Here is a 13,809-nt window from a genome sequence, read left to right as displayed (position 1 = left end):
GTTTTTTTCAATAGACCAAACGATATTTCCACCTTGCAAGTTACATTTTTTGCATGCTACTCTCGTTCTTCACCGTTAAATGGATGAAGCACATGATTGAGGTCAAGCACCTGGCAAAACGTTTCCGCATGCCGCCCCACAAAGGCAAGGCCGTCCACGTCAGCGATCCGCGCGAACATGAGGGCTGGTTTCACGCCGTGCGTGACGTCAGTTTCAGCTGCGCTCCCGGCGAAGTGCTGGGCCTGCTGGGCCCGAATGGCGCCGGCAAGACGACCACCCTGCGCCTGCTGTCGACGGCCTTGCAAGCGGACGCGGGCAGCGCCCTCGTCAACGGCGTCGACGTGCTGCGCCAGCCGCTGGTGGCGCGCCAGAGCATCGGTTTCCTGTCCGGTTCGACAGGCTTGTATGGCCGCCTGACGGCGCGCGAGAACGTGGAATATTTTGGCCGCCTGCATGGCATGCCGGCCGACAAGCTGAAACGCCGCTGCGACGAACTGTTTTCCCTGCTGCAGATGGAGGAATACGGCGGCAAGCGGGCCGATCAATTGTCGACGGGCATGAAACAGAAGTGCGCGATCGCCCGCACCGTCGTGCACGAGCCGCAGGTGGTGATCCTCGACGAGCCGACCTCGGGCCTGGACGTGATGTCGGCCAAGATCCTGCTCGACTTCATCGCCAGCTACAAGGCGCTGCGCGTGCCGCTGATCTTTTCCACGCACCACCTGCACGAGGTGGAAAAGCTGTGCGACCGCGTCTGCATCATCAACCGCGGCACCACCGCCTTCAATGGCACGGTCAACGAACTGCGCCACCTGGGCGGCAGTACCGATCTGTACGACGCCTTTGTCAGCGTCATCAACCAGGGAGCCTGAGCCATGTGGACCATTTATCTGAAAGAGTTGCTGGAACTCACGCGCGACCGCAAGACGCTAATCTTCACCATCCTCATCCCCATCTTTGCCATGCCGCTGATCTTTGGCGGCTTCGCTTATGTTTCAAGCAATATGTTCAAGAACGCGAAGACGGCGGAAATGCGCTACGCGCTGTTCGGCAAGGACCATTCGCCGGGCTTGAGCGGGCGTTTTGCCCAGCAGCACAACCTGCGCGAAGTGCCGCTGGCCAGCGAGGGCGACATCCGCCGCGCCATCGGCGACGACACCATCAAGTTCGCCGTCGTCATTCCGCCCCGGTTTGAAGAGGCGCTGCAGCAACAGCAGCAAGCCAAGGTAGTGCTGCACTACAACAGCGCCAGCACGGTCGATGTGACGCAGCAGCGGGTGCGCGAGATCGTCGAGGCGTATAACGCCAGCCTGCGCGAAAGCGCGCTGTCGGCCCTGAACCTGAGCCCGGCCCAGCTGGCCTTTGCCCTGCACCCCATCGTGCTCGACAAGCAGTCGACGGCCAACGAGCGCGAGCAGATGGGCGCCATCGTCGGCGGCATGCTGCCCTATCTGCTGCTGATGGTGTGCCTGACGGCGGCCATGTATCCGGCCATCGACCTGGGCGCCGGCGAAAAGGAACGGGGTACCCTGGAAACCCTGCTGCTGGCGCCCGTGCCGCGCAGCGCCATCGTGCTGGCCAAGTTCCTCGTGCTGTTTACGGTGGGCATGACCTCGGCCGTGCTGATGGTGGGCAGCATGGGCGCCCTGCTGGCCATCTTCGGCAGTTCGCTCGAAGGCAACATGGCCGTCATGGTGCGCAGCATCGGCTTGCCCGACCTGGCCATGGTGACCCTGATGCTGGTGCCGACGGCCGCCATCTTCGCCTCGCTGCTGCTGTCGATTTCGATCTATGCGAAAAGCTACAAGGAAGCGGCCGGCATGATCACGCCATTGATGCTGTTCGTCATCCTGCCCACGGTGGCGGCCATGCTGCCCGGCGTCGAACTGAACTGGATGTGGGCCATGGTGCCGCTGACCAACGTGTCGCTGGCCATGAAGGAACTGGTCAAGGGCACCATGGATTACCGCATGTTCGGCGTCATCCTGGCCTCGACCACGGTGATCGCGGGCGCCCTGCTGATGCTGTGCCGCTGGTGGTTCAATCGCGAATCCGTACTCTTCCGCAACTAGACCCGCGAACAAGGGCGAAGCGGGGTGCCGTCCACCCCGCTCAGCTGCACTCTGGGCACGCGAAAATGCCGTGTATCGCATGCAACTGCCCAGTACGTCTTAAATTCAATACAATGCCAGCATAGAGAAGCCCTGCACCATCGGGCTGCAACGCATGAGTTAGGAGTTGTATGGAATTGCAGATTCGCAAATTGTCGAAGACCTACGCGAATGGCGTGGTGGCGCTGGATAACGTGTCGCTGACGATACCGCCCGGGATGTTTGGCTTGCTGGGCCCGAATGGCGCCGGCAAGTCGACTTTGATGCGCACCCTGGCCACCTTGCAGGAATGCGATTCCGGCTCCATTTTCTTCGGCGACTACGACGTGCTTGACGACAAGGACGAGATCCGCCGCATGCTGGGCTACCTGCCGCAAGACTTCGGCCTGTACCCGAAAGTGACGGCCTACGAGCTGCTCGACCACTTCGCCACCTTGAAAGGCCTGTCGCAACGGGCGCGCCGGCGCGAGGTCGTCGATGGCCTGTTGCAGCAAACCAATTTGTTCGACGTGCGCCACCAGCGCCTGGGCAGCTTTTCCGGCGGCATGCGCCAGCGCTTCGGCATCGCGCAAGCCCTGCTGGGCGACCCGAAACTGATCATCGTCGACGAGCCGACGGCCGGCCTCGACCCGCAGGAGCGCGTGCGCTTCCATAATCTGCTGTCCGACATCGGCGAAGACAAGACGGTAATCCTGTCGACCCATATCGTCTCCGACGTGGCCGACCTGTGCGCCAACATGGCCATCATCAACAAGGGGCATTTACTGCTGTGCGGCAAGACTCAGGAACTGATCGACGAAGTCAGCTGCAAGATCTGGGCGCGCTTTGTCGAAAAGAAAGAGCTGGCCAGCTTCCAGCAACGCCACGCCGTCATTTCCACGCGCTTGCTGTCGGGCCGCACCTTGATCCACGTCTACAGCGACGACGATCCGGGCGATGGCTTCGAGGAAGCCATCGGCGACCTGGAAGACCTGTATTTCGCCACCATTGCCGGGCGCCACCGCGTCGCCCCGCAATGCGACTGAGGGGGCGGCCATGTTTGCCATCGCCCGCTTTGAAGCGCGACAGCGGCTCAAGCTGCTGTCCACCTGGGTGTATTTCGTCATGTTCCTGGCGCTGGCCATGCTGTGGATGGCTGCGGCCGGCGGCGTCTTCAAGGAAGCGAGCATCAGTTTCGGCGGCAAGTTCCTGATCAACGCGCCCCGCTCGCTGGCATTTACGTGCAGCCTGCTGGGCTGTTTCGGCGCCGTGGTGGTGGCCGCCATGATGGGCCGCTCGGTGCAGCAGGATTTCGAGTACGGCATGCAGCATTTCTTCTTCAGCGCACCGATCAAGAAGTACCAGTACGTATTCGGCCGCTTCCTCGGTGCTTATCTGGTACTGGCCGTGGTGTTTTCCAGCATCGTCATCGGCGCCTGGCTGGGCGCCTGGCTGCCCGGCATCGATCCGGAACGGCTGGGACCGCAACGGGCGCTGGCCTATCTGATGCCCTACGTCTTTACGCTGCTGCCGAACCTGTTCATCTTTGGCGCCATCTTCTTCGTCATCGCGGCCCTGACGCGGCGCATGCTGCCCGTGTACATCAGCTCGGTGGTCATGCTGATCGGCTACCTGGTGGCGCCCTCGCTGGCGCGCGACCTCGACTACAAGACCCTGGCCGCCCTGATCGACCCCTTCGGCACCACGGCACTGATACGCCTGACGGAGTACTGGCCGAATGCGGAGCGCAACACGCGCCTGCTGACCCTGGAGGGCGTGTACCTGCTGAACCGCGCCATCTGGTCCGGCTTCGCCCTGGTGGCCTTGCTGCTCGGCTACTGGCGCTTCCAGTTCCACGCCACGACGGACGCGGGCGCCGGCAAGCGCCGCAGCGAAGGCGACGTGCCGCTGCGCCTGTCGAACGCTTCGCTGTCGACGCAGGAAACACCGGACTTCGCGCAGCGCAACCTGGCCGCCCTGCTCGTCAAGATGAGCTGGCTGAACCTGCGCGAAACCATCAAGAACATCTATTTTGTCGTCATCGTGCTGGCCGGCGTGCTGACCATGTACGCGGGCGCGCTGGACATGGGCTCCATCTACGGCACGAATACATATCCGGTGACGGAAAAGGTGCTGGACATGGTCAGCGCCTCGTTCGCCCTGTTCATGCTGATCATTACCACCTTCTATGCGGGCGAACTGGTGTGGCGCGAACGCGAGGCGGGCACGTACCTGATGCTCGACGCCCTGCCCGTGCCGAACTGGCTGCCCCTGCTGTCGAAACTGTTTGCGCTGATCGGCCTGCAAGCCTTGCTGAGTCTGGTCATCATGCTGTGCGGCATGTCGATCCAGGTCTTCAAGGGCTATTACCGCCTCGACCCCGGCCTGTACCTGGAATCGCTGTTCCTGTCGCACCTGCCGTCCTACGCGCTGATCGCCGTGCTGGCCATCTTCCTGCAGGTATTGATCAATCACAAATACCTGGCGTATTTCGCCATGATTCTGTACCACATCGCCAGCATCAGCTTTTCCTCGCTGGGCCTGGGTGATCCGCTGCTGCTGTACGGCAACACGCCGGGCTTCGTGTATTCGGCCATGAACGACGCCGGCCACTATCTGCTGCGCGAGCGCTGGTACTTGCTGTACTGGAGCGGCGCGGCCGTCATGCTGACGGTGCTGTCGCTGCTGTTCTGGCCCCGCGGCGCTCAGGACAGCTGGCGCATCCGCCTGCGCCTGGCGCGCCACGGCCTGACGCAGGGCGTGCTGGCCAGCTTTGCCGGCGGCGCCCTGCTCTTCGTCGGCGCCGGCGCGGTGCTGTTCTACGTCTTCCACGTGGCCAACGATTACAAATCCGACTACGCCCGCGATGCGGACCGCGCCAGTGTCGAGCGCCAGTACCGCAAGTTTGCCGCCACGCCACAGCCGAGAATCACCGACGTGAAACTCGACGTGGCCATCTACCCGGCGCAGCGCAGCCTCACCGTCACGGGCCGCTATGTGCTGCAAAACAAGACCAGCTTGCCGATCAGCCACATTTTTGTGCAGCAAGACCCGACCGCCACCATGCGCCTGCGTTTCGATGCGCGCGTGCATCCCGGCCTCGATGACGGCAAGCTGGGCTTTTACAGCTACCGCCTGGCCGCGCCGCTGGCGCCGGGCGCCACCCTGGGCCTCGATTTCGACGTCCGCTATGCGCCGTGCGGCATCTTCGGCCTGGGCCAGGATACGCCCGTGGTGGCCAACGGCACCTTCTTCACGAATGCCGTGCTGCCGCACATCGGCTACCAGCCGCAGCAGGAACTGACGGACCCGCGCGACCGCAAGAAACACGGCTTGCCCGCGCGCGAACGGGCCTTGCCGCGCGACGATGCGAAGGGACTGGCCGACAATTACGTCAGCAACGACGCCGACCGCATCAACTTTGACGCCACCGTCAGCACCGTCGACGGCCAGACGGCCATCGCGCCGGGCATGCTCGACAACGACTGGATCGCCAAGGGCCGCCATTACTTCCATTACACGATGGAACAGCCGATCCTGAATTTCTATGCGTTTCAGTCGGCCCGCTACGCCGTCAAGCACGAGCGCTGGCAAGACGTGGCCATCGACGTGTATTACCACCCTGGCCATGAATACAACCTCGATCGCTTCGTGCGCGGCAGCAAGGAAGCGCTCGAGTACTACTCGAAAAACTTCGGCCCCTACCAGCACAAGATCCTGCGCATCGTCGAATTCCCCCGCTACGCCACGTTTGCGCAATCGTTCCCGAACACGATTCCGTATTCGGAAGGGCTGGGCTTCATCGCCAGGGTCGACGACAAGAACCCGAAGGACATCGATTATCCGTTCTACGTCACGGCGCATGAAGTGGCGCACCAATGGTGGGCGCATCAATTGGTGGGCGGCAATACAAGGGGCGCTACCGTGCTCAGCGAAACCCTGGCCGAATATTCGGCCCTGATGGTGATGAAGAAAAGCGTGGGGCCGGCCAAGATGCGCCGCTTCCTGCGCTACGACCTGAATCAATACCTGATGGGACGCAGCGAAGAGCGCAAGAAGGAATTGCCGCTGGCCGAGAATGAAAACCAGGCCTACATCCACTATCACAAGGGCAGCCTGGCCATGTACTTGCTGCAAGACATCATCGGCGAAGACAAGGTCAACGGCGTGCTGCGCGAGCTGCTCAAGACCCATGGCCAGAAAGGCCCGCCGTATGCCAGCGTAACGGCCCTGGTCCAGGGCTTGCGCCAGGTCACGCCGCCCGAGCAGGCTTACCTGATCGATGACCTGTTCGAAAAAATCGTGCTGTTCGACAACCGCGCCCTGTCGGCCACGGCCACCAAACGCAGCGATGGCAAGTACGCCGTCACCGTCAAGGTGCAGGCCAGCAAATTGACGGCTGGCGAACAGGGAGAGGAACACGACGCACCCCTGCACGACTGGATCGAGATCGGCGTCGACGACGCGAATGGCCATCCGCTGCTGCGCGAACGCCTGCGCATGACGGCGCGAGAAGCGAGCTATACCGTCATCGTCGGCAGCCGACCCGGCAAGGCGGGCATCGATCCCGACAACAAGCTGATCGACCGCAAGCCCGATGACAATATGGTCACCGTTGACATCGCCGAACCATGACAAAAAATGGCCACCCTGAACAGGTGGCCATTTTTTCAGTGTCAGGCGTTCATCAAGCCTCGGCGCAGCGCGTCACCAGGCTCAGGCTGATGCCCATTTCCGTCAGGTGCTGCATGTCGGCCAGGGTCAGGTCCAGCGGCGTGTCGACCGTGTCGTCGCCGCTCAGTTCCAGTTGCAGCTCGGCAACGATGCGCGGCATGGTGAAGCTGACGCCACGCGAGCGGCATTCGGCCAGGTAGCTGCGTATGCGCGAGGGCAATACTTGCGATTTGGGCGCCTGCGCGATCAGCACTTCAAAACCGGAATCGAGATGCACGCGGCCCGCGCCCTTCGCCTCGCCCTTGCGCCATTGCCGTTCGGGATCCGTGGGCAAGACTTCGAGGATGGATTTGAGCGTGGGGTCGTCCCCATGCACCGACAGCTTCGCCATATTCATATTGCAAGACTTTCTAGTCAGGACGCCGCCAGGAAGGCGGCGCGATCATCAGACCGACAAGTCTACGCATGGAAGGCAAATATGTCCATACGGCAATATTTGGTATCCCACTCTAATTTGTGCTGCATCAACAGCAGGCGGAACATACTTGTTCCGCCTGCAACATCCACTTACACGGTCACGCCACGCGCCTGCAAGGCGGCACGCACGCCGGCGCCGTAGGCCGCATCGGCCCGCTCGAAATGCCCGAGCTGACGCTGCAAGGTTTCCGTCCGCACCTGGCTCAACGGGCCAGCCAGATTGTCGAACAGGTTTTGCTTCGCCTGGGCGGACATCAAGCGGAACAGATTGCCGGCTTGCGTAAAGTCATCTTCCACGCCGCGACCATCGTAGCGCGCCGCGCCGCCATCGAGCGCCAGCGCCCCCTCGCCGTGGCCCAGCCCTTGCGGCTGCGTGCCTGCCGCCGCCACGTTCGCGTAATTGCGCGCTGCGCCGCCGTTGTGGATCGCCATGCCGCCATCGCGCTGCTGGTTGTGGAAGGGACAGCGGGCCGCATTCACGGGCAGATGCTGGTGGTTGGTGCCGACCCGGTACAGCTGGGCGTCGTGGTAGGCGAACAAGCGACCTTGCAGCATCTTGTCCGGCGAGTAACCCATGCCGGGCACGGCGTTGGCCGGCGAAAAGGCGGCTTGCTCGACTTCCGCGTGGTAGTTGTCCGGGTTGCGGTTCAGCTCGAAAATACCGACCGGCAGCAGCGGGAAGTCCGCGTGCGGCCACACTTTCGTCAGGTCGAACGGGTTCCAGCCCGTGCGCTGCTCCCATGCATCGAGTTGCTCCTGCGTCGCCACCTGCAGCTTGACTTCCCACTGCGGGAAATCGCCGCGCTCGATGGCGCCGAACAGGTCGCGCTGGGCGTAATCGGGATCGGCGCCGGCCAGGCGCCCCGCTTCCGCCGCAGGCAAATTCTTGATGCCCTGGCGCGTCTTGAAGTGCCATTTCACGTACACGCGCTGGCCGTCGGCATTGATCAGGCTATACGTGTGGCTGCCGAAGCCATCCATGTGACGGTAGCCGTCTGGCGTGCCCCGGTCCGAGAACAGCATGGTGACCTGGTGCAGGCTTTCCGGCGCATGGCTCCAGAAATCGAACATCATCTCGGCCGATTTCAAGTTGCTTTGCGGATCGCGCTTTTGCGTGTGGACGAAATCGGGGAACTTGATCGGGTCCTTGATGAAAAACATGGGCGTGTTGTTGCCAACCAAATCCCAGTTGCCCTCTTCCGTATAGAAACGCACGGCAAAGCCGCGCGGATCGCGTTCCGTGTCTGCACTGCCGCGTTCGCCGCCGACGGTGGAGAAACGGGCGAAAGTCGCCGTCTGCTTGCCCACTTCAGCAAACAATTTGGCCTTGGTGTAGCGCGAAATGTCGTGCGTGACGGTAAAGGTGCCGTAGGCGCCCGAACCTTTGGCGTGCACGACGCGCTCGGGGATACGCTCGCGGTTGAAATGCTGGAGTTTTTCGATCAGGTGAAAGTCTTGCAGCAGCAGCGGGCCGCGGGGGCCGGCACTGATGGAATTCTGGTTGTCGGCGACGGGGATGCCCGAGGCGGTACTGAATGGCGGCTGTTGGCTCATGCTGCTTTTCCTTCGTTGTTGACTAATGGAACCAGTGTAACGAGGTCAACAACAAAGTAAAAGTTAATTGATTTTATCGATTCGATAGATATTTACAATGCACAACCTTGGGCATCACACACGCCGCCGAGCTGCGCCTGCAACTTCGCCGGCTGGCCCAAGAAGCCGCCGATGTCGATCACGGACAATTTCCCGCTGCCATCGTCGAGCACGAAGGTGGGAAAGCCCTGCCCACCGACCTGCGCCAGCAAGGCGCGGCTGGCATCGATGTGCTGCTGCGTGGCGGCGCCCGCCTGCCGCGCATACTCGGCCTCGAATGCCGCCCCATCCATGCCCAGCCCTTGCGCCAAGGCCACCAGCACGGGCAGGTCGGCGATACGCAAGCCGTCCACGTAATGGGCGCGCTGCACGCGCTGCAGCATGTCCAGGCCCTTGCCGGCCAGGACTTCCGCCGCCAGGATGGCCGTGATCGGCGGTTCGGAATCCATCATGGCCGTCGTGTCGTTCAGCAAGCCATTGACGTAGGCGTCGCCGAAGGGCTGGCCAGATAATTGCTCGATGCGCCGGTCATGCGGCAGCACATAGCCGCGCCATGCGGGCGTGATCTGGCGGCGATTGCTGCCCGTCATCATGCCGCCGGCGTGAAACGCCACCGTCAGGCCGGGCACGGCGCGCGCCGCCTCGACCAGCGGCGCGGCGCCGTAACACCAGCCGCACAGTGGATCGAAGATGTAGTGCAGTGTGGGCATGAGAGCCTCCTTGTTGCCGCTTACCATTTCATTTCACCTCTTGCCACTTTCGCGCTGGTCTCTAAAGCGCCATCCAGGCCCAGCTTCGGATAGCGCATTTTCATCGCCTCGATCAGCGCGGCTGAATTGGCGGCCTTGGCCGTTTCCGCTTCAAACGTCACCAGGTAGTCGCGCGTAAAACCGATGCTGTCCGGCGTCAGGGGCGAACCGACCTTGAAGTGGCCCGGCACGACGGTGACGGGTTTCAAGGCGGCGATGCCGTCCAGGGTCTTGAGCCAGTCCTGGCGCGATTGCAGGCTTTGCGTATCGGCCGTCCACACGTGCAAGTTGCCAAACAACACCACGCCACCGATGACGGCCTTGATCGATGGAATCCACACATAGGTGCGCGCCGGCGTCGGGCCGGCGATATCCAGCGACTGGCCTTCCAGGCTGATGCGCTTGCCCTTCAATGCTTCCGGAATGACGATGCCGTGCGGCGCATTGTCTTTCAGAATAGGCCCCCAGTAGGCGACTTTGGCGTCGGCCTTGCGGCGGATTTCCGCGACGGTCTCAGGCGTGGCGACGATCTTTGCCTGCGGGAACGCTGCCTTGATCACGTCGAGGCCAAAGTAAAAATCGGGATCGCTGTGGCTGATGTATACCGTCGTCAGTTTCTTGCCGCTGGCGCGGATCTTTTCCACCAGCTTTTGCGCTTCGGCGCGCGAGAATTGCGCATCGATCAGCACGGCGTCATGCTTGCCCGCGACCAGCACGGAAGCGACGGGGAAGATGGCCGCTTCGCCCGGGTTGAAGACTTCCAGGCTCAGGGGAGCGCTGGCGGCGGCCGAGGCGGCGCCGGCGGCAAACACGGTGGAAACGAGAACGCTGCTGATGGATTTGGAGAACATGATGTGCCTTCACAAGATGATTGGGATGCATGCATCTTACGTTGCTCAATTCGGCAGAAAAACCCGTAAAAGCGCAATAGTTTGTTGCTTAATTCGGATGAATCGACAACTGCCGCGCCAATGCATGCAGCCATTGCCCCGCCAGTTCGCCATCCCACACGAGCAGCACCTGCTCGCTGCAATCAACGCTGCCGGCCAGCTCGACCTGCACCAGATCGTGCGCGCGCACGGCGAAGTCGGGCAGGTAGGCCAAGGCCCGACCGGACTGCACATAGCCTAGCAGCAATTGCACGTCGTCGCTCCAGTAGCGGATGGAACGTGCCGCCACGCCGCGCCAGCCATCGGCATGGCGGCCCCGTTCCTCGCCGCACAGCAGGGAGTGCGTCGGGCTGGCAAAGGCGTGCGGCAAGATGTCCTGCATGCCGCAGCGCACGGATGCGCAGGCTGCCGGCACGCCGCGCGCCAGCACATGGCCGCGTCCGGCCGCCAGCAGCATGCGCATGCTGCCCAGCGGCGTGCTGCGCCAGCTGGCAGGCCAGTCGGCGCCGCGCTGGGCGATGGCGTCCTGCGTCACCAGGGCCGCATGGCAGTCGCCGCGCGCCAGGGCCGCCAGCGCCGCATCCTCGAACGCCGGCTGCAGCCGCACACTGGCCTGCGGATAGGCGTCCAGCGCCGCCGCCAGGGCGTCCGCATGGCGCCACAGCAGCAAGGCGGGGCCGGCGATGCGGCCTTCGATGGCGCCCCGCTCACCCATCACGTCCAGGCGTGCCTGTTCGGCCAGCGCCAGCAAGATGCGCGCACGCTCGAGCAGCACACGGCCGCTGTCGTTGAGCAGCAATTGCTTGCCGCTACGGTCAAACAGGGGGGCGCCCATGTCGCCTTCCAGGCGGCGCAAGGCTTTCGACACGGCCGATGGCGTCAGGTGCAATTCCAGCGCCGCCGCACCCAGGGTCGGCTGGCGCGCGGCGCTGCAAAACACGCGCAAGTCGGCAAGGCTCATGTGCATAATGATTTCCAAATGGGACACGAAAAGTGAAAAATGGTTGCTGTACCGTTCATGATACCGCCTCTATCATCCGGGCATTCCCACTCACCGATGAAACCCATGCTGCGCACCCTCTTCCTTTCCCTCTTCCTTTCCCTCTTCCTGCTCGCCTCCAGCCTCGCCCACGCCACGCCCCTGACCTGGGGCTTGCACGGCATGGTGCTGTTTGGCGGCAAGCAAGGGCTGTATGCCTCGCACCTGCCGATGTTCCATGCGCCGCACGATTACCAGGTGGTGCTGCAAGTGCGGCTGGCCGATCCCGCACTCGATGCGCGGCTGCGCCAGCAGCTCGATGGCAAGACCGCCCTGTGGACCCTCGAGCCGGAGCGCTTCGAGCTGGCGCGCCTGCTGCCGGCCGCGCCGCTGCCGCTGCGCCAGTTCCGCGCGACGGTGGTGCGCGGGCATTTCGAGAAAGATGGAAAAGCCGAACCCGGTTACGGCGCCGCCGCCATCATCGTCGAGCGCGTCCTGCTGATGCGCCGGTTGTCGCCGGCGCCAGCCAGCAACGCCAGCGCGCGCTACCTGCAGGTGGGCGACGGCACGCAGCGCTTCCTCGTCAAGCGTATCGACAGCCGCCCCGATTTCGAGCATATCGTCGCCTGGAGCAGTCCTGCTCAGGCGCCGCACGGCGACATCGTGGTGGCCAAGTCCGGCATACGGCAAACCCCGATCGCCGCCCTGCGCGCGCAGCTGGGAAAAACGGCGCGCTTGCGCGGCACGCTGTACTTTTCCACCGAGGACGTGCGCTAAAACAACACGACCGGGGGACGCGTACCGGCGTGGCCAAATGTGTCACAGCGTCATGAGGGTGTCACATTGGATTGTTATCTTGCTAGCTCTTTCAAACCTAGCCGGATGAACCACATGACACGCAGAAAAATTTCCGTCGCTGGCTGCAGCGTCGCCATCACCCTGATGCTGGCCGCCTGCGGCAGCGATGCAAAAAAAGAAGAAGTAGTGGCTGAAGCGCCGCCGAAAAACGTCATCTTCTTCCTCGGCGATGGCATGGGCCTGACCACCATGACGGCCGCGCGCATCTATTCGGTGGGCGAAGAAGGTGCGCTGACCATGGACACCCTGCCGGAAACAGCCTTCGTGAAAACCTTCTCGAACGACGCGCAAGTGACGGACAGCGCGCCGTCGATGGCCGCCTACATGACGGGCGTCAAGATGAACAATGAAGTCATCTCGATGTCGGCCAATACGGTCGCCATCGATCCTGGCACGGATGCGAACGGCAACAAGCTGGTCAACAAATGCGGCACCGGCAACGGCACGCCCGCCACCACCCTGCTGGAACTGGCCAAGGCCAAGGGCTTTGCCGCCGGCGTCGTCAGCACGGCGCGCGTGACGCACGCCACGCCGGCCGCGACCTATTCGCACATCTGCCACCGCGACCTGGAAAACGATATCGCCGCGGCCCTGGTACCGGGCGGCACGGGCTACAACAGCGCGCTGGGCACCACCGGCCTGGACGTGGTCCTCGGCGGCGGCGCACAATTCTTCAAACCGTTCAAGGATGGCGGCAAGCGTTCCGACGGCCGCGACCTGCTGGCCGAACTGAAAGCGAAGAGCTACACGGTGGCCAACACGGGCGCCGACTTCAAGGCCGTCGATGCCGCCAAGACGGAGCGTTTGTTCGGCGTGTTCACGTCCAGCCACATGAGCTACGACCTGGACCGCGATGCAGCCAAGGAACCTAGCCTGGCGGAAATGACCACCAAGGCCATGGACGTATTAGCCAAGAACAAGAAGGGTTACTTCCTGATGGTCGAAGGCGGCCGCATCGACCATGCGCTGCATGAAACGACAGCCAAGAAAGCACTGCAAGACACCGTCGCCTTCGACAACGCCATCAAGGCCGCCATCGAGAAAGCCAAACTGACCGACCCGACCCTGGCCAATACCCTGATCGTCGTCACGGCCGACCATGACCACACCCTGGTGCTGAACGGCTACGCCAAGCGCACGGGCAAGACGGCCGCCGGCAACCCTGGCGTGCTGGGCGTGGTGAAGAACTACGTCACCGGCGCGGTCGAAAAAGACCTCGATGGCGCACCGTATTCGATCATCGGCTTCGGCAACGGCGAAAACCGCACGCAATCGAGCCGCGCCGCCATGGCCAGCCTCGATGAAACCGTCACCAGCGCCAATACCTACCACCAGGAAGCGGTGATACGCACGGCGGCAGGCAACGAAACCCACGGCGGCACCGACGTCTTCCTGGGCGCCATCGGCAAGGGTTCGGAAACCTTCCTGGGCACCATCGACAACACCAAAGTATTCGGCCTGGTCAAGACGGCCGGCGGTCTGTAATCCCCAAGAGACAA

11 protein-coding genes are annotated in these 13,809 nt (G+C 62.8%); 6 read left to right on the top strand and 5 right to left on the bottom strand.

Translation table 11 applies throughout. The annotated features are described in order from the left end of the window. The first annotated feature begins 92 nt into the window (after positions 1-92). The 4 genes from AC3IQ7_RS04870 to AC3IQ7_RS04855 all read left to right on the top strand — a co-directional run bounded on the left by AC3IQ7_RS04870 (position 93) and on the right by AC3IQ7_RS04855 (position 6,725). On the top strand, positions 93-872 hold the full coding sequence (locus AC3IQ7_RS04870; protein ID WP_322429288.1) for an ABC transporter ATP-binding protein: 780 nt from the start codon (positions 93-95) through the stop codon (positions 870-872). Positions 873-875: 3 nt separating this feature from the next. Further along, positions 876-2,072 (top strand): ABC transporter permease, encoded by a 1,197-nt coding sequence (locus tag AC3IQ7_RS04865; protein WP_489208500.1) that lies wholly within the window; start codon positions 876-878, stop codon positions 2,070-2,072. 170 nt (positions 2,073-2,242) lie between these two features. Then, a complete protein-coding gene (locus tag AC3IQ7_RS04860) occupies positions 2,243-3,136 on the top strand; it encodes an ABC transporter ATP-binding protein (RefSeq protein WP_035824559.1) in 894 nt (297 codons plus the stop codon). A gap of 10 nt (positions 3,137-3,146) precedes the next feature. After that, positions 3,147-6,725: an ABC transporter permease/M1 family aminopeptidase gene (locus tag AC3IQ7_RS04855; protein WP_489208499.1), complete on the top strand. Its 3,579-nt coding sequence runs from the start codon at positions 3,147-3,149 to the stop codon at positions 6,723-6,725. A gap of 52 nt (positions 6,726-6,777) precedes the next feature. On the opposite strand, the gene AC3IQ7_RS04850 is transcribed toward AC3IQ7_RS04855, so the two are convergent. The 5 genes from AC3IQ7_RS04850 to AC3IQ7_RS04830 form a co-directional block, all read right to left on the bottom strand. Then, a complete protein-coding gene (locus AC3IQ7_RS04850) occupies positions 6,778-7,161 on the bottom strand; it encodes a hypothetical protein (protein WP_099379952.1) in 384 nt (127 codons plus the stop codon). Between the two features lie 170 nt (positions 7,162-7,331). Further along, the gene (locus AC3IQ7_RS04845; RefSeq protein WP_099379953.1) at positions 7,332-8,795 is read right to left on the bottom strand and encodes a catalase; all 1,464 of its coding nucleotides are present in this window, start codon (positions 8,793-8,795) and stop codon (positions 7,332-7,334) included. A 92-nt stretch (positions 8,796-8,887) separates the two neighbouring features. Continuing rightward, positions 8,888-9,544: a DsbA family protein gene (locus AC3IQ7_RS04840; protein WP_489208498.1), complete on the bottom strand. Its 657-nt coding sequence runs from the start codon at positions 9,542-9,544 to the stop codon at positions 8,888-8,890. Positions 9,545-9,564: 20 nt separating this feature from the next. Further along, a complete protein-coding gene (locus AC3IQ7_RS04835) occupies positions 9,565-10,434 on the bottom strand; it encodes an MBL fold metallo-hydrolase (protein WP_489208497.1) in 870 nt (289 codons plus the stop codon). 88 nt (positions 10,435-10,522) lie between these two features. Then, positions 10,523-11,440, bottom strand: a complete 918-nt coding sequence (locus AC3IQ7_RS04830) for a LysR family transcriptional regulator (RefSeq protein ID WP_489208496.1) — start codon at positions 11,438-11,440, stop codon at positions 10,523-10,525. Between the two features lie 99 nt (positions 11,441-11,539). Between AC3IQ7_RS04830 and AC3IQ7_RS04825 the strand changes: the two genes are divergently transcribed. Both AC3IQ7_RS04825 and AC3IQ7_RS04820 read left to right on the top strand, forming a co-directional pair. Then, positions 11,540-12,229, top strand: coding sequence for a hypothetical protein (locus AC3IQ7_RS04825; protein WP_489208495.1), 690 nt, complete (start codon positions 11,540-11,542; stop codon positions 12,227-12,229). Positions 12,230-12,343: 114 nt separating this feature from the next. Continuing rightward, on the top strand, positions 12,344-13,795 hold the full coding sequence (locus AC3IQ7_RS04820) for an alkaline phosphatase (RefSeq protein ID WP_099379956.1): 1,452 nt from the start codon (positions 12,344-12,346) through the stop codon (positions 13,793-13,795). Positions 13,796-13,809 lie beyond the last annotated feature (14 nt).

The sequence above is a fragment of the Janthinobacterium sp. GL_088 genome (genome assembly GCF_057837845.1).
The sequence above is the reverse complement of the archived record's forward strand: the minus strand, read 5'-3'. Positions and strand labels throughout refer to the sequence as shown.